Annotated in this window: 15 protein-coding genes; 12 read left to right on the top strand and 3 right to left on the bottom strand. The window is 62.4% G+C overall.

Features of this window, described 5'->3' with window-relative positions:
• Positions 1–65: 65 nt before the first annotated feature.
• Genes IEV82_RS07570 through IEV82_RS07535 form a run of 8 tightly spaced genes read left to right on the top strand, consistent with a single transcriptional unit; the run spans position 66 to position 8,237 of the window.
• Positions 66–992 (top strand): carbohydrate ABC transporter permease, encoded by a 927-nt coding sequence (locus IEV82_RS07570; RefSeq protein ID WP_188481379.1) that lies wholly within the window; start codon positions 66–68, stop codon positions 990–992.
• A 1-nt stretch (position 993) separates the two neighbouring features.
• Positions 994–1,842 (top strand): carbohydrate ABC transporter permease, encoded by an 849-nt coding sequence (locus IEV82_RS07565; protein ID WP_188481378.1) that lies wholly within the window; start codon positions 994–996, stop codon positions 1,840–1,842.
• 12 nt (positions 1,843–1,854) lie between these two features.
• Positions 1,855–3,195, top strand: a complete 1,341-nt coding sequence (locus tag IEV82_RS07560; protein ID WP_188481377.1) for an alpha-glucosidase/alpha-galactosidase — start codon at positions 1,855–1,857, stop codon at positions 3,193–3,195.
• On the top strand, positions 3,196–3,969 hold the full coding sequence (locus IEV82_RS07555; RefSeq protein ID WP_188481376.1) for an SDR family NAD(P)-dependent oxidoreductase: 774 nt from the start codon (positions 3,196–3,198) through the stop codon (positions 3,967–3,969).
• Entirely contained in the window at positions 3,966–4,868 is a 903-nt protein-coding gene (locus tag IEV82_RS07550; protein ID WP_188481375.1) for a 2-dehydro-3-deoxygalactonokinase, read from the top strand. Before IEV82_RS07555 ends, IEV82_RS07550 begins: the two co-directional genes overlap by 4 nt.
• Positions 4,865–5,473, top strand: a complete 609-nt coding sequence (locus tag IEV82_RS07545) for a 2-dehydro-3-deoxy-6-phosphogalactonate aldolase (protein ID WP_188481374.1) — start codon at positions 4,865–4,867, stop codon at positions 5,471–5,473. Before IEV82_RS07550 ends, IEV82_RS07545 begins: the two co-directional genes overlap by 4 nt.
• Entirely contained in the window at positions 5,473–6,318 is an 846-nt protein-coding gene (locus tag IEV82_RS07540) for an SMP-30/gluconolactonase/LRE family protein (RefSeq protein WP_188481373.1), read from the top strand. The genes IEV82_RS07545 and IEV82_RS07540 overlap by 1 nt, the downstream gene beginning before the upstream one ends.
• Positions 6,315–8,237, top strand: coding sequence for a beta-galactosidase (locus IEV82_RS07535; protein WP_188481372.1), 1,923 nt, complete (start codon positions 6,315–6,317; stop codon positions 8,235–8,237). Before IEV82_RS07540 ends, IEV82_RS07535 begins: the two co-directional genes overlap by 4 nt.
• On the opposite strand, the gene IEV82_RS07530 is transcribed toward IEV82_RS07535, so the two are convergent.
• Genes IEV82_RS07530 through IEV82_RS07520 form a run of 3 tightly spaced genes read right to left on the bottom strand, consistent with a single transcriptional unit; the run spans position 8,234 to position 11,568 of the window.
• The gene (locus IEV82_RS07530; protein ID WP_188481371.1) at positions 8,234–9,202 is read right to left on the bottom strand and encodes a glucokinase; all 969 of its coding nucleotides are present in this window, start codon (positions 9,200–9,202) and stop codon (positions 8,234–8,236) included. The genes IEV82_RS07535 and IEV82_RS07530 overlap by 4 nt on opposite strands.
• A 1-nt stretch (position 9,203) precedes the next feature.
• A complete protein-coding gene (locus tag IEV82_RS07525) occupies positions 9,204–10,532 on the bottom strand; it encodes a GH1 family beta-glucosidase (RefSeq protein WP_188481370.1) in 1,329 nt (442 codons plus the stop codon).
• 10 nt (positions 10,533–10,542) lie between these two features.
• On the bottom strand, positions 10,543–11,568 hold the full coding sequence (locus IEV82_RS07520; RefSeq protein ID WP_188481369.1) for a substrate-binding domain-containing protein: 1,026 nt from the start codon (positions 11,566–11,568) through the stop codon (positions 10,543–10,545).
• A 239-nt stretch (positions 11,569–11,807) separates the two neighbouring features.
• Between IEV82_RS07520 and IEV82_RS07515 the strand changes: the two genes are divergently transcribed.
• The 4 genes from IEV82_RS07515 to bglA all read left to right on the top strand — a co-directional run bounded on the left by IEV82_RS07515 (position 11,808) and on the right by bglA (position 17,145).
• A complete protein-coding gene (locus tag IEV82_RS07515; RefSeq protein ID WP_188481368.1) occupies positions 11,808–13,076 on the top strand; it encodes an ABC transporter substrate-binding protein in 1,269 nt (422 codons plus the stop codon).
• A 132-nt stretch (positions 13,077–13,208) separates the two neighbouring features.
• On the top strand, positions 13,209–14,228 hold the full coding sequence (locus IEV82_RS07510) for a carbohydrate ABC transporter permease (RefSeq protein WP_188481367.1): 1,020 nt from the start codon (positions 13,209–13,211) through the stop codon (positions 14,226–14,228).
• Positions 14,229–14,255: 27 nt separating this feature from the next.
• Positions 14,256–15,413: a carbohydrate ABC transporter permease gene (locus IEV82_RS07505; protein ID WP_188481366.1), complete on the top strand. Its 1,158-nt coding sequence runs from the start codon at positions 14,256–14,258 to the stop codon at positions 15,411–15,413.
• A gap of 73 nt (positions 15,414–15,486) precedes the next feature.
• Positions 15,487–17,145, top strand: a complete 1,659-nt coding sequence (bglA, locus tag IEV82_RS07500) for a beta-galactosidase BglA (RefSeq protein ID WP_188481365.1) — start codon at positions 15,487–15,489, stop codon at positions 17,143–17,145.
• Positions 17,146–17,159 lie beyond the last annotated feature (14 nt).

The raw sequence follows: 17,159 nt of genomic DNA, 5'->3' as shown, positions 1-17,159 counted from the left end.
GCACACCCCGGCCCATCCGCAAGCCGCCCTGCGGTTTTCGCGTGGCCCGTGCAGGAGACCCGACCATGACCGTAACAGCTTTGCCCGACACCGACCCGCCCAAGCGCGGCTGGTACAGACGCAACGAAATCGCGGTCACACCGTGGCTGTTCCTTGCGCCAGCGATCCTGTTCTTTTCCGTCTATGTCATCATCCCGATCTTTCAGAGCTTCTCGATCTCGCTTTATGATTGGGACGGTCTGGGCGAGGCGGATTATATCGGGTTGGGCAATTATGCCGAGCTGATGAACGACCGCGCCTTCGAGGTGTCGCTCTGGAACAACCTCAAATGGCTGGTCTGCTACCTGCTGGCGATCCCGGCAGGGCTTTTCATCGCGCTCTTCCTGAACCAGACGGTCACGGGCATCCGGATCTACAAGTCGCTGTTTTTCTTTCCCTTTGTGCTGTCACAGGTGGTCGTCGGGCTGGTGTTTGCATGGTTCTACCTGCCCAACGAAGGGCTCTTGTCCAACATGCTGGCTCTGGTGGGCCTTGGCCCCGTCAACGTGCTGGGCGATCCAAAGCTGGCCACCTACGGCATCATCCTTGCCGGGCTCTGGCCACAGACCGCCTATTGCATGATCCTTTACCTGACCGGCCTCAACGCCGTGGACCCCGAACAGGTCGAGGCCGCGCGTCTGGACGGCGCCAAAGGCTGGCGGATGCTCTGGTACGTGATCATCCCGCAACTCAAACCCGCCACCTTCATCGCCTTTGTCGTCACGATCATCGGCGCGCTGCGCAGCTTTGACCTCATCTCGATCATGACCAATGGTGGCCCGTTTGGGCAGACCCGCGTTCTGTCCTTCTACATGTTCGAAAAGGCGCTGAGCGAATATGGCTTCCGCATGGGATACGGCGCGGCCATTGCGGTGGTGCTCTTTCTCATCATGCTGATCTTCATCGCGTATTTCCTCTGGTCTATGTACCGCGAAGAGAAGGGGGGCCATTAGGATGTTCCCCCGTCCCATCCAGCAATCCAGCGTCTCGGCGCAGAGGCTCTACCAGACGATGCTGCCCATCGCGCTGATCCTGTGGCTTTTGCCGCTGATCGCGGTGGCGGTTTTTTCGATAAAACCCGCCACCGACTTTACCCAAGGCAATTATTGGGGGATGCCGGGCTCGTTCGAGTTGGTCAACAATTACGGCCAGGTCTTCTTCAACTCCGACATGCCGCGCTACATGCTCAATTCGGTGCTGATCACCGTGCCCACAGTCTTTGGCGCGGTGGCGCTCAGCGCAATGGCCGGGTTCGCGCTTGGCGTTTACAAGTTCCGGTCGAACATCTGGGTGTTCTTCTTGTTCGTTGCGGGCAATTTCGTGCCGTTTCAGATCCTGATGGTGCCGGTGCGTGACCTGACGCTGGACCTCGGGCTCTACAACACCAAGACGGGCTTGGTCCTGTTCCACATCGCGTTCCAGACCGGGTTCTGCACGCTCTTCATGCGCAATTTCATCCGCGCGCTGCCCTTTCCGCTGATCGAGGCGGCACGCGTCGAGGGCGTCGCGGAATGGCGGATTTTCTGGTATGTCGTGCTGCCCCTGATGAAGCCCGCATTGGCGGCGCTGGCAGTGCTGATCTTCACCTTCATCTGGAACGATTATTTCTGGGCCATCGTTCTGACCCAGGGACCGGGCGCGCAGCCCGTGACCGCAGGCATCACCAGCTTCAACGCACAATACCGCGCGGCCTATCACCTGATGAGCGCGGGCAGCATCGTCGCGGCCTTGCCGCCGGTGCTGATGTTTTTCCTCATGCAGAAACACTTTATCGCGGGCCTCACGCTGGGCGCGGTGAAATAAGGACCAACGACCATGACACGTATCGCCTTTATCGGCGCAGGCTCGACCATCTTCATGAAGAACATCGTGGGCGATGTGCTTCACTTCCCGGCACTGGAAGGTGCCACCTTCGCGCTGATGGACATCAACGACCAGCGGCTGGAGGAATCCGCGCTGGTGGCGCGCAAGCTGATCGCGGCATCGGGCAAACCCGCGCAAATCGAAACCACGAACGACCAGCGCCGCGCGCTGGCGGGTGCGGATTTCGTCGTGACCGCGTTCCAGATCGGCGGGTACGAGCCTTCGACCGTGATCGACTTCGACATTCCCAAGCACTACGGGCTGCGCCAGACCATTGGCGATACGCTGGGCGTGGGCGGTATCATGCGGGGCCTGCGCACCGTGCCGCATCTGTGGCGCGTGGCGGCGGACATGGCCGAGTTGTGCCCGAACGCGACGCTCTTGCAATACGTCAACCCGATGGCGATCAACACATGGGCGCTGGCCGAACGCTACCCGCAGGTGAAACAGGTGGGTCTGTGCCATTCCGTGCAGAACACGGTGCAGGAACTGGCGCATGATCTGGATCTGCCGAAGGACGAGATCCGCTACCGCGTTGCCGGTGTGAACCATGTCGCGTTCTTTCTCGACCTGACACACAAGGGACAGTCGCTGTATCCGGCTTTGCGCGAGGGCTACCGCACTGGCCGACTGCCCAAACCGCCGCTTCTGATGTCGCGCTGCGCGAACAAGGTCCGGTACGAGGTGATGAACCATCTGGGCTATTTCTGCACCGAAAGCTCGGAACACCTTGCCGAATACGTGCCGTGGTTCATCAAGACGGGGCGCGCCGACCTGATCGAGACCTTCGCCGTGCCGCTGGACGAATATCCCAAGCGCTGCATCGAACAGATGGCCGATTGGGCAGATCAGGCCAAAACCTATCGCACCGCCGACCGGATCGACTTTGCCAAGAGCCACGAATTCGCCGCCGAGATCATGAACGCCATGGTCACCAACCAGCCCTACACGATCTACGGCAATCTGCCGAACCGGGGGCAGGCGCCGCAACTGCCCATGTGTGCGGCAGTCGAGGTGCCCTGCATGGTCGATGCGGGCGGCGTTCACCCCACCGTGATCGATGACATCCCGCCGCAGCTTGTCGCGCTGATGCGGACGCAGATCAACGTGCAGGAGCTTGTCGTCCGCGCGCTGGTTGATGAAGACGTCGAACACGTCTACCACGCCGCCATGATGGACCCGCACACCGCCGCCGAGTTGGACCTGCGCCAGATCCGCAGCCTTGTGACCGATCTGCTGGCCGCGCATGGCGACATGCTGCCCGATTTTGCTCGACTGAAGAAAGCCGCCTGAATGAGCTCTTACGCGACATTTCACGACCTGAAAGACGCCTCCGTCTTTATCACCGGCGGTGGCTCGGGCATTGGTGCGGCGCTCACCGACGGGTTCCTGGGGCAGGGCGCGCGGGTGGCTTTTGTGGGCCGGTCCGACGCGTCGGAGTTCGTGGAAGAGATGGCCACGAAACACGGATCAAGGCCACTTTTCATCCGATGCGACATCACCGACACCGCAGCCCTTCAATCGGCCATCGCGCAGGCCGCAAAGGCGCATGGCCCGATCACCGTGCTGGTCAACAATGCCGCCAACGACAAACGCCATGCCGCCCTCGATGTGGACCCGGCGTTCTGGGACTGGTCGCTGTCGATCAATCTCGACGCCTATTTCTTTGCCTGTCAGGCCGTGATCCCCGGCATGCAGGCCGCTGGCGGCGGTGCCATCGTCAACTTCAGTTCCATCAGCTACATGATTGGAAACGCTGGATATATCGCCTATACGACATCAAACGCAGGCATCGCCGGAATGACCCGCAGCCTTGCGCGCGAATTTGGCCCCGACAACATCCGCGCCAACGCGCTGGCGCCCGGCTGGGTGCTGACCCCCAAGCAGAAAGAGCTTTGGGCCGACCCCGCATCACTGGCCGCGCATCTCGACAAGCAATGTCTCAAGGAACACCTGGTCGAACAGGACGTGGTCGATGCCACTCTGTTTCTGGCTTCGAACACCAGCCGCATGATGACCGGTCAGACGCTGGCCGTGGATGGCGGTGTGGTGACGGTGGCGGCATGACGGATTGGCTGGCGGTCGACTGGGGCACGTCCCATTTGCGCGTCTGGGTGATGTCTCGGACCGGGACGGTAAAGGCGCGCAGGGCCAGCGATGCGGGCATGGGCAGCCTCAGCCGCGACGGGTTCGAGCCCGCGCTGCTCGATCTTGCCGGGGACCTGCTCGGCACAGGCAAAACCCCGGTGATCGTTTGCGGCATGGCCGGATCGCGGCAGGGTTGGGCCGAGGCCAAATACGTGGCCACCCCCTGTGCGCCTCCGGGGATCGACCGCGCGACCCATGTGCCGACCAACGACCCGCGCCTGGCGGTCCACATCCTGCCCGGCGTGAAGCAAACCAGCCCGGCTGACGTGATGCGCGGCGAGGAAACGCAGATCGCGGGCTTCCTGTCGCTCAACCAAAAATTCGACGGCGTGATCTGCCTGCCTGGCACCCACACGAAATGGGCGCATATCAGCGCGGGCGAGATCGTCAGCTTCCGCACCTTCATGACCGGAGAACTGTTCGCGGTGCTGTCGCAGCAGTCGGTCCTGCGCCACACCGTGGCCGGTGACGGTTGGGATGCAGAAGCGTTTACCGATGCCGTGTCGACCGGCATGTCCAACCCCGCGGAACTGGCGGCGCGGCTTTTCTCCATACGGGCAGAGGGCTTGCTGAACGATCTTCACGCAGACCAAGCCCGCGCGCGGCTGTCCGGCCTGCTGATCGGCGCCGAACTGACCGCTGCGCGCCCCTATTGGCTGGGCCAGCATGTGGCGCTGATCGGCGATGACAAGCTGTGCAAGGCCTATGCCGACGCGTTGGGCGCCCAAGGCCTGCCGGTCGAGCGCACCGACGCCGATCGCATGACGCTCGAAGGGCTGAAAGCCGCCTACTCAGCCCTCAAGGAGACCACACAATGACCGCCCGCAAAATCATCGCCATCCTGCGCGGGATCACCCCTGGTGAGGCCGTGCCGATCACCGAGGCCCTGATCGACGCGGGGATCACCTCCATCGAGGTGCCCCTCAATTCCCCCGATCCTTTCACGTCGATCAAGGCGATGGTCGATGCGTTCGGCCAATCCGCCCTGATTGGCGCAGGCACAGTCCTGACCCCCGATGATGTGCAGCGTCTGCACCGGATCGGAGCGGGGATGGTGGTGTCGCCCGACTGCAACCCGCGCGTGATCGTGGCGACCAAGCAGTTGGGAATGCAAAGCTTTCCCGGCGTGATGACCCCCACGGAATGCTTCACCGCGCTGCGCAACGGCGCGGACGGGCTGAAGCTGTTTCCCGGCTCTCTGATCGGTCCCGAAGGCCTCAAGGCGATCAAGCCGGTCCTGCCCGAGGGCACGCAGACCTATGCCGTGGGCGGGGCCGGTCCCGACAATTTCGCCGACTGGTTCGCGGCGGGCGTGGACGGGTTCGGCATCGGATCGGCGCTTTACAAACCGGGCACAAAGGTCGACGACATCACAGCCCGCGCGAGAGACATCGTCGCGGCCTATGATGAAGGAAAACCCTGATGGCCCAAGTCTTTAGCTCCACGATCTGCACCCTTGGCGAAGGCCCGCTCTGGCACCCCGAGGAACAGGTGCTCTACTGGTTCGACATTCTCGGCAAGCGGCTTTACCGCAGCGATGGCACCACCGAGCAAAGCTGGGATTTCGACGAACATGTCTCCGCAGCTGGCTGGATCGACACCGGAGTGCTGCTGATCGCCAGCGAAACGTCACTGTCCGAGTTCAACACGCGCACTGGCGAAAGCACCTTTCTGCATCCGCTGGAGTCCGACAATCCGGTTACACGCTCGAACGATGGCCGCGCCGACCCGTGGGGCGGGTTCTGGATCGGCACGATGGGCAAGAACGCCGAACCCGGCGCGGGTGCGATTTACCGCTATTACGAAGGCAGGCTGACGCGGCTTTTCGACAAGATCACCGTTTCCAACGCGATCTGCTTTGCGCCGGGTGGTGGCCACGCGTTCTACACCGACACGCGCAAGCGCAAGATCCTGCGCGTCGCGCTGGACGATGACGGCTATCCCGATGGAAAGCCCGACCTGTTCGTCGATCTGAGCGCCGAGGGCCTCAATCCCGATGGTGCTGTGGTGGACGCGAACGGCAATCTCTGGGTCGCGCAATGGGGCGCGTCACGCGTTGCCTGCTATGGCCCCGATGGCGCGTTCCTGCGCGCGGTCGATGTGCCTGCACGGCAGCCCAGTTGCCCGGCCTTCGGTGGCCCCGACATGTCAATGCTTTACATCACCACCGCCGCAGAAGGGCTTGATCCTGAAGGGAAAAATGACGGAATGACTTTTGCCGCACCCTCCGGCACCACAGGCCAGAAAGAGCACCGGGTCATCCTGTGAAACGCACGCTTGGCACCTGCTACTACCCTGAGCACTGGCCCCGCGAAATCTGGGAAGAGGACGCAGCGCGCATGGCCGCGCTTGGCCTCACATGGGTGCGGATCGGCGAATTCGCATGGTCACGGATCGAACCCGCGCCAGGCGATTTCCGCTGGGACTGGCTGGACCAAGCGATCGACGTTCTGGGCGCGGCAGGCCTCAAGGTGGTGCTTGGCACTCCCACAGCAACACCGCCGCGCTGGGTCTGCGACAAACACCCGGACATGTTCGCGGTTGATGCCCAGGGCCGCCCGCGCGGTTTTGGTTCGCGCCGCCACTATTGCTTCAGCCACCAGGGCTACCTGACCGAATGCCGGCGCATCGTCACCGAAATCGCCGAACGCTACGGCCCAAACCCAAATGTTGCCGCGTGGCAGACCGACAATGAATACGGCTGCCACGATACCATCCTGTCCTACTCCAACGCCGCGCGTCAGGCGTTTCGCGGCTGGCTGCGCGCGCGCTATCCGGGGCAGGGCAATGATGGCGATATCGACGCGCTGAACGCGGCCTGGGGCAATGTGTTCTGGTCGATGGAATACGATGATTTCGACCAGATCGACCTGCCCAACCTGACCGTGACCGAACCAAACCCCGCGCATGTGCTGGCGTTCCGGCGGTTTTCATCGGACCAGGTTGTGGCCTTCAACCGCGCGCAGGTGGACATCATCCGCGCGCAGTCTGACGCGCCGATTTCGCACAATTACATGGGGCGGATTACAGATTTCGACCATTTCGCGGTGGGCGCGGATCTCGAGATCGCGACATGGGACAGCTATCCGCTTGGCTTTCTCGAAGACCGCGTGGGCGCGTCCCCCGAGGACCAGCGCCATTTCGCGCGGCAGGGCGATCCCGACTTTCAGGCGTTTCACCATGACCTCTACCGCGCCGTCGGCAAGGGCCGCTGGTGGGTGATGGAGCAACAGCCCGGCCCGGTGAACTGGGCCCCGCACAATCCGGCACCTCTGCCCGGCATGGTGCGCCTCTGGACATGGGAGGCGTTTGCCCACGGGGCCGAGGCGGTGTGCTACTTTCGCTGGCGGCAGGCCCCCTTTGCGCAGGAGCAGCTGCATGCCGGCCTTTTGCGCCCCGACAGCGTGATCGCGCCCGGCTATGTCGAGGCCGAACAGGTTGCGGCAGAACTGGCTGACGCGCCCAACTTTTCGCCCGCCCAAGCCCCCGTGGCGCTGATCTTCGACTATGACGCGGCGTGGTCCTGGGACGTGCAGCCGCAAGGGCAGGGCTTGGATTACTTCGGTCTGGTCTTCGACCTATACCGCGCCTTCCGCCGCGCGGGTGTGACGCTGGACATCCTGCTGCCGACGCAGCGCGATTTCAGCGGCTACCGGATCGTTGCGGCACCGGGGATAATGGTCATGCCCGACGACCTCAAACTCGCCTTGTCGAACAGCGGCGCCGAGGTCCTGATCGGCCCGCGTTCCGCCGCGCGCGATGCGGATTTCACCATCCCCGTGCCGCTGCCGCCCGCTTGGCCGGGTCTGGATGTGACGGTGGCGCGGCTCGAGACGCTGCGCGCTGACATGCCGATCCCGGTGGAGGGGGGCGGTCATGTGAAGAACTGGCTGGAACATCTTGAAGGGGAAGCGGAAATCGTCTTTGAAATGGTGCATGGCTTGCCCATCGTCCTGCGCGCGGGCACCGTTACCTATTGTGGCGGTTGGGGGGATAATGCGTTTTTTGACCGTCTGGTAAAAGACCTGACCACCCGCGCCGATATCGACACCATCGCCCTTCCGCATGGCGTGCGACTGCGCGACACCGGGTCCGAACGCTTCTGGTTCAACCACAACCCATACGATGTTGAGATTGCAGGTAAAATCCTTGGGCCGGCAGGGGTGATCCGGCAGGCCAGACCCTAGCCGATCAATTCTCCAAGATGCGCCGCCGATCCCGTCAGCGCGGCATAATCGTCATCGACCAGATGCACCGGGAACTGCTCCATGAAGTCCGAAAACCGGCCCTTGTCCTGAAACGCTTCCTCGAACTCCAGACGCAGCAGGTGCGGCGCGAAATGGCGCGCGACGCCGCCGATGAGATAGATGCCACCAAAGGGCAGATGCACCAGCGCGAGGTTGCCCGCCGCGCGGCCCAGCATGCGGATGAACACGCGCGCCGCGTCCTCGGCCATTGTGTTCGACCCGTCATTCACCGCCTGCATGATTCCGCCCGCGTCCAGCGGCGCATCGATGCCCGCCTCGTCGCACAGCCATTCATACACCCGCTCGAACCCGCGCCCGGACAACACGTCTTCGAACCCCGGCGTGCCGTGCTTTCGCGCGATCCAGTCCAGCAGGCGCAGTTCCTCGCTGTTCTGCGCGGGCAGGGAGACGTGACCGGCCTCCGACGGTGGCACCAGCGTCCGATCATCGAGCCGGTAGACAGCGGCTGCGTTCATGCCCGTGCCGACCCCGATCACCAGCCGCGCGGCCTGTTCGCCCGCTTTCTGACCGGGCAGGATGGTCTGCACCACCTCGGGCTTCAGATGATCCAGCGCATGTCCCTGCGCTTGCAGGTCGTTCAGCACTGCAACCGTTCTGGCGCCCGTGGCAGCCCCCACAGACGCGCGATCGACGGTCCAGCTGAGGTTGGTCAACTCACCCACACCGTCACGCACCGGGCCAGCCATCGCGACGCAAGCCGCATCCGGCACCACGGTCTGATCCGCCATGTAGGCGCGCAGCACGGACAGCAGGTCGGGGTGGTCGGCGTTGCGGAACCGCTTGATGGTCTCGGTCCGCACGGTCGCACCATCGGTCAGCGCCACACGGGTGTTGGTGCCGCCAAGATCGGCGACAAGTGCGGTCAGGGTCGTGGAATTGGTCATGTCAGGTCCCGGTCAACGCGGATTTGAGCGCGTGATAGGAGGATTTGGGCGTGCGGTCCAGAGTGTCGAAATCCACATGCACAAGGCCAAAGCGTTTCTCGTAGCCCAGCGCCCATTCGTAATTGTCCATCAGCGACCAGATGAAATAGCCTTTGACCGGTGCTCCGTCCGCGATTGCGCGCTGCACGGCGGACACATGGCTGTTGAGGTAGGCGATCCGGTCGGGGTCCTCCACTGTGCCATTGGCGATCACATCCGGCGACGCCATCCCGTTCTCGGTCACGTATAGCGGCAGGTCGCCGGTGTAGTCGCGCGCCGTGCGCGTCAGGAAGTTGTAAAGCCCGTCGGGGTAGATCTCCCATCCCATGAAGGTCTTGGGCAGCGGGCCTTCGACCTCGTGATGGCCGGGCCAGGGGCCATCGTCGGGCGCGATGATCTTGCGGGTGTAATAGTTGATCCCGCACCAGTCGAGCGGGCTTTGGATCACGTTGAAATCATCCTGCCAGCCCTTGGGCATATGCGGCCCGAGCCCCTCCATGACGTTCTTGGGGTATTCACCCTTGAACACGCCGGATAGGAAGAAGTGGTTGTAGTAGCCATCGTAGAGCGCGGCCGCCTGCTGCGCGGCTGCGCTGTCATCGACCGGCGTGGCCCATTCCAGATTGAACACGCCACCAAGGTTGTCCATGCCCAGTCCGCGCATCACCTGAATGGCCGTGCCATGCGCCTTGAGCACGTGGTGCATCGCATGGGCCGTCGCGCGGATGTCGCGCAGGCCCGGCGCGTGATGGCCCAAGAAATGCGACAGCCATCCCACGCACCACGGTTCGTTGATCGGGGCGACGGAATGCATCCGGTCGCCGATGCGGCCCATGATCACGTGGCTAAACTCGCCGAACCACTTGGGCATGTCCGGATTGCGCCAACCGCCCAGATCGGCCAGCGCCACGGGCAGTTCCCAGTGATAAAGCGTGGCGCAGGGTTTCAGGCCGCGCTCCAGCATCGCGTCGGTCAGCCGGTCGTAGAAATCCAGCCCTTCGGCATTGGGCGTGCCACGACCTTCTGGCAGAACCCGCGCCCAGCTTGTGGAAAAGCGGTAGGCGTCCAGACCGGCAGCCTTGACCAGATCGAGATCCGCCTCGAACCTGTGGTAGTGGTCGCAGGCGCGGTCGCCGTTTTCGGCGCGCACCACGTTGCCGGGGGTGGCGGCAAACGTGTCCCAATGGGTTTTGCCTGCACCGCCAAAGGCATGGCCTTCGATCTGGTAGCTTGAGGTGGCGGTGCCAAACAGGAAGTCGTCAGGAAAATCCTGCCGTTTGAAGGTCAACATGGCGTGTCCTTTAGCTTGCGGCGGGCCCGGTGGACCGGCCGATGATGAGTTCCGCCTCGAGCAGGCGCGTTTTCGGCGCATGCTTGGGCATGGCGATCAACGACAGCAGCATTTCGGCAGCCTCGGTTCCCGCATAGCGCACCGAGGAGCGCAGCGCGGTGAAGATCGGCACATCGTCCCCGTTCTCGAGATAGCTGAGCGCGTCGTCATGAGTCAGGATCGACACGTCGCGCGCCAGCACCAGACCGGCCTCGTGGATGGCCCGGCGCACGCCGATTGCGGTGATGATCGAGGAACAGACAAAGGCGGTGGGCTTGATCTCCCGCGACAGCATCTCCTTGGCGGCGCGGTAGCCGTAAACCTCGGTCATTTCCTCGCTGCGCATCAGGCCGGGGTCGATGGGCAGGCCATGATTGAGCAGGGCGGTCTCGTAACCCTTGCGCCGTCGGAATGCAAAATCCATGTGCTCGAGCCCGTTCAGCAGCGCGATGCGCTGATGGCCAAGCTCGATCAGGAATTGCGTGCCGCGTTCGAAGGCGCCGCGGTTGTTCACGTCGATCCAGGAATAGGGCAGGTTCACATCAGTCGATCTCCCATGCACCACGAAGGGCAACCCGATCCGCGACAAAAGCGCGATGCGCTCGTCGTTGATCACCGGGCCATGCACGATGATCCCGTCGACCGTGCCGCGCGCGCGGATGTCCTGATAGGCGCGCACCTCTTCCTGATCTGGCACCAAGGTCAGCATCATGTCGTAGCCCGCCCGCGCATAGGCCTCGCCCGCACCCGCGATGAAATCGCCGAAGACCGGGTTCACCATCTCGTGCTGGTTCGACACCGGGATCACGTGGCCGATGGCCAGCGCGCGGCCCGTGGCCAGCCCCTTGGCGCGGGTGTTGGGGCGGTAGTTCAGGTCCTGCGCGGCTTTGAGAACGCGGCTGCGCGTGGTCTCGTTGACCTCTGGATAGCCGTTCAGCGCACGGCTGACCGTGGTTTGCGACAGGTTCAGGTATTCCGAAAGTTGCTTGAGGTTCACCGTCTCTGTCCAAAGCGCTTTGAATTTTCGCATCAACTTAGACATAAAAGACCGCACATGCAAAGCCCCTTTGCGCGCGGTAATTTTCTGCAAAGCAGCAATTTTACTGAGAATTTCTGCAGGCGCACGGCATTGACAGAATCTTTCAAATCAGGGACGGTGCCATATCCAAAGCGCTTTGGAGTGATTCCGGGCGGGGAAAAGTTAAGCGCGAACATGCGCAACTTGGGAGGTACTTCATGAAACAGACACTCACATCGGGTGTGGCCATCGCAGCGCTGTGTGCTGGCGCGGCCTATGCCGAAGATGTCACCGTATTCGGCCCGTGGCTTGGTCCGGACCAGGCGCTTGTGGAACAGGTTCTGGCGGATTTCGCGGAAAAGTCCGGCCATAATGTCAGCTATGTTGGCTCCGACAGCTTTGAACAGCAGATCGTCGTGGATGCCGAAGCGGGCTCCGCGCCCAATGTCGCCGTGTTCCCTCAGCCTGGTCTGGCGTCCGACATGGCCGCACGCGGCTTCCTGACGCCGCTCAAGGACGGCACCGCCGACTGGGTGCGCGAGAACTACGCCGCCGGCCAGTCCTGGGTCGATCTGGGCACCTATGACGGACCGGATGGAGAAGAGGATCTCTACGGCTTTTTCTACAAGGTCGATGTGAAATCGCTGGTCTGGTATTCGCCCGAGAACTTTGAGGATGCGGGCTACGAGATCCCGACCACCATGGAAGAGCTCAAGGCCCTGTCCGACCAGATGGTGGCCGATGGCGAAACGCCGTGGTGCATCGGTCTGGGATCGGGTGGTGCGACCGGATGGCCCGCGACCGATTGGGTCGAGGACATGATGCTGCGCACCCAGCCGCCCGAGGTCTACGACCAGTGGGTCTCCAACGAGATCCCGTTCGACGATCCGCGCGTCGTCGCTGCGATCGAGGAGTTCGGTGCCTTTGCCCGCAATGACGATTATGTCGCCGGTGGTGCAGGCGCCGTGGCCTCGACCGATTTCCGCGACAGCCCCAAGGGTCTCTTCGATGCGCCGCCGCAGTGTTACATGCACCGTCAGGCGTCGTTCATCCCGGCCTTCTTCCCCGAAGGCACCGAAGTGGGTCTGGATGCCGATTTCTTCTACTTCCCCGCTTACGAGGGCAAGGACCTGGGTGCTCCAGTGCTTGGCGCGGGCACGCTTTGGGCCATTACCAACGAGAACCAGGCAGCGCATGACCTGATTGCCTATCTGCAGACACCCGCAGCGCATGAGATCTGGATGGCCAATGGCGGCTTCCTGACACCGCATACCGGTGTGGATCTGTCGAAATTCTCGACCGAGGCTGCGGCGAACATGAACCGGATTTTGCTGGATGCCACCACCTTCCGTTTTGACGCATCCGACCTGATGCCGGGTGGCGTGGGCGCGGGTACGTTCTGGACCGGCATGGTCGATTACGCAGGCGGTGCCGATGCCGAAGCCGTGGCGGGTCGCATTCAGGACAGCTGGGACGCGCTGAAGTAAGCGCATCTTGCAAAAATGCAGGGCTGCGCGGGCAATTGCGCAGCCCATACCGACAAAGCTGCAAAGCCAAGACCCATTCAAGGGATCGCCAGTGGCACACGCTGGATCAGCAAACATTCTGGGAGGGACGACATGAATCCCGCATTTCAAGGTCTGTTGACCATCGCCATCGGCGTCGGCGGCTGTCTGAGTTATTTCTATTTCTCGAACCAGTTTCTCGACAAGGTGCTGTTTCCCGCAAGGGGGCCCAATGCGGGCAAGAACATCAACCGCGCCAATCTCGTGCGCCCGTGGCTGTTCCTGCTGCCCGCGATCTTTGCGCTGGGGCTGTATCTCGCCTATCCGGTGGTCGAGACCATCCGTCTGTCGCTGACCGAACGGCAGACGCTGTCTGACGGCACGACCATCTACAATTTCGTGGGTCTTGCCAATTACGCGCAGATGTCGGCCGATCCCAAGTTCTGGGAAGCGCTGATCAACAACATGCTCTGGCTGATCGTGGTACCCGCCATGTCCACAGCCTTCGGGTTGCTGGCGGCGCAACTGACCGACCGGATCGCCTGGGGCAATATCGCCAAGTCGCTGATCTTCATGCCGATGGCGATTTCCTTTGTCGGGGCTGCCGTGATCTGGAAACTGGTCTACGACGCGCGACCACCCGGATCGGAACAGATCGGCGTGCTGAACGCGGTCTATGTTTGGCTGACCGGCAATGACCCGCAGCAATGGCTGACCACGCCGTTCTGGAACAGCTTTCTGCTGATGATCGTGCTGATCTGGATTCAGACCGGCTTTGCCATGGTGATCCTGTCCGCCGCGCTGCGCGGCATCCCCGAGGAAACCATCGAAGCGGCAATCGTGGACGGGGCCAACCCGTTCCAGATCTTCTTCAAGATCAAGATGCCCCAGATCGCGGGCACCATCGTGGTGGTCTGGACGACGATCACTCTGGTGGTTCTCAAGATCTTCGACATCGTGTTTGCCATGACCAACGGGCAATGGGGCACGCAGGTTCTGGCCAATTACATGTTCAATCAGCTGTTCGTCGCGCGGGACTGGGGCGTCGGATCGGCAAGTGCGATGGTGATCATGCTTCTGGTGACACCGATCCTCTACTGGAACGTGCGCAACGCGCGCAAGGAGATGCGGTGATGGTCCGCGATCTGAAGGGAGCAAATCATGGATAACATCGCAGGAACCAAATCCTCCCTCACTTGGGCGGTTCACATCTCGGTCGCGGCACTTGTGGCGCTGTGGCTGTTCCCGACAGTTGGCCTTTTCGTGTCGTCCTTCCGTACCGCGGATCAGATCGCGACGTCCGGCTGGTGGAAGGCGCTGTTCCCGACCGAACAAAGCCTGACGCTGCGCACGGCGGACCCTGACACGCAGATGTCGGTTGACGGCGTCTACGTGATCGAAGGCAACCTGTTCACCGGAGAAGACCTGTCGGACGAGATCGACATGTCCGCATGGGGCACATCCTCGCGCGATATCGGCGCCTACGCGCCCGGTGACACGGCAGAGCTGCGCGACGGCGAACGGATCACCGTGCAGGCAAATGGCGATTACCGTCTGGAAAGTCCGGTCGAGATGGAGGGCAGCCGGGGGCAGCGGATCTTCGTGACCGCCGAACTGCCGCCCGATTTCACGCTCGAGAATTACCAGCAGGTCCTGTTCTCGGGCAATGCAACCGACAGCATGGCCAAGGCGTTCTTCAACACGCTGACCGTGACGATCCCGGCCACCATCATTCCCATCGTCGTGGCGGCCTTCGCGGCCTATGCGCTGGCGTGGATGGATTTTCCGGGCAGGGCGCTTTTGATCGCCGTCATTGTCGGGCTGCTGGTGGTGCCGCTGCAACTGGCGCTCATCCCGCTGTTGAAGCTGCATCTGGGGATCGGCATCGGCAAAGGCTACCTTGGCACATGGCTCGCCCATACCGGGTTCGGATTACCCTTGGCGATTTATCTCTTGCGCAACTACATGGTCGGCCTGCCTCGGGACATCATCGAGAATGCCCGCGTGGACGGCGCGACCGAGTTCCAGATCTTCACCAAGATCATCCTGCCGCTGTCCTTCCCGGCGCTGGCCAGCTTTGCGATCTTCCAGTTCCTCTGGACATGGAATGACCTGCTGGTGGCCAAGGTGTTCCTGATCGACGCAACCGGGCAGACCACGGTGATGACCAACCAGATCGTGGAACTTTTGGGCACACGTGGCGGCAATTGGGAGATCCTCGCCACCGCCGCCTTCGTCTCCATCGCGGTGCCGCTTCTGGTGTTCTTCGCGATGCAGAAATATCTCGTGCGCGGCCTCTTGGCCGGATCGGTCAAATAACGCGGCCCGCCGGATCGGCGCGGCCAACACTCACAGCGCATCCGGAGATGCGGATGCAAGGAAAGACAGGACGATGAACGTGGCAAACACTCTGGCCGCAAAAGACCCGGCAGTGGACAAGGACTGGTGGCGTGGGGCGGTGATCTATCAGATTTACCCACGCAGCTTTCAGGACAGCAACGGCGACGGCATTGGCGACCTGCTCGGGATCGCGCAACGGCTGCCCTATGTGGCGTCGCTGGGCGTGGACGCGATCTGGATCAGCCCCTTCTTCGCCTCCCCGATGAAGGATTTCGGCTACGACGTCAGCGATTATTGCGATGTTGATCCGATGTTCGGCTCATTGGCCGATTTCGATGTGCTGGTGCAGACCGCGCACCGGCTGGGCATTCGGGTGATGATCGACCTCGTGCTGTCGCACACGTCGGACCAGCACCCTTGGTTCCAGCTCAGCCGGTCGAGCCGAACCAATGACAAGGCCGATTGGTATGTCTGGTCCGACCCCAAGGAAGACGGCACACCGCCCAACAACTGGCTGTCGATCTTTGGTGGCTCGGCATGGCAATGGGATGCGCGGCGCGAACAGTATTACCTGCACAATTTCCTGACTTCGCAGCCCGATCTGAATTTCCACAACCCGGATGTGCGGCAGGCACTGCTGGACGTGACGCGGTTCTGGCTGGACCGCGGCGTTGACGGCTTCCGCCTTGATACGATCAACTTCTACTTCCATGACAAGGAGTTGCGCAGCAATCCCGGTTTGCCCAAGGAAAAGCGCAACGCCAATATCGCGCCCTCGGTGAACCCGTATAACCACCAGGAACATCTTTATTCCAAGAACCAGCCGGAAAACCTCGAGTTTCTGGAACGGTTCCGCGCGCTTCTGGATGAATACGACGGCACAACCTCGGTGGGCGAAGTGGGCGACGCGCAGCGCGGACTCGAAATCATGGGGGAATACACGCGCGGCGAGAACCGCATCCACATGTGCTACGCCTTCGAGTTCCTGTCCGGGGTCGAGCCGACCGCCGAGCGGTTTGTCGAAGTGCTGGCGCAGGTGGACGAGGTGGCCGCGGGTGGCTGGGCCTGCTGGGCGTTTTCCAACCACGATGTGGTGCGCCATGCGACCCGCTGGAACCTGTCACCTGCCGCACAGCGCCTGTTTGCCACGCTGATGATGTGCCTGCGCGGATCGGTCTGCATCTACCAGGGCGAGGAGCTGGGCCTGCCCGAAGCCGACGTGGGCTTCGAAGACCTGCAAGACCCCTATGGCATCGAATTCTGGCCCGAATTCAAGGGCCGTGACGGCTGCCGCACGCCGATGGTCTGGGAGGCGTCGAACCAGAATGGCGGCTTCACCACCGGCCAACCCTGGTTGCCCGTGAGCCACGACCACCTGCATCGCACCGTCCTGCACCAGGAAGACGACCCGGCCGCCATCCTGCACCATTACCGCCGCGCCATCGCCTTCCGCCATGCGCAACCGGCGCTGGCCAAGGGCGATCATGACGGGGTCAGGAATTCGGACAGCATCGTCCATTTCACCCGCAGCCACGAGGGCGAGATCATTTTCTGCGCCTTCAACCTCAGCGACCAGCCCGCCACGATGGCGCTGCCCGAGGGCAACTGGACGCAGATCGGTCTGGAACTGGGGAGTGCCGGACCGCAGGCGGACGGCAAATTGCATCTTGGCCCGTGGCAACCCTGCCTCGCGCTTAAAACGAAGTCCTGAAGAGACAGGATGAG

The organism is Marivita lacus (genome assembly GCF_014637725.1).
Classification (GTDB): Bacteria; Pseudomonadota; Alphaproteobacteria; order Rhodobacterales; family Rhodobacteraceae; genus Marivita; species Marivita lacus.
The sequence above is the reverse complement of the archived record's forward strand: the minus strand, read 5'-3'. Positions and strand labels throughout refer to the sequence as shown.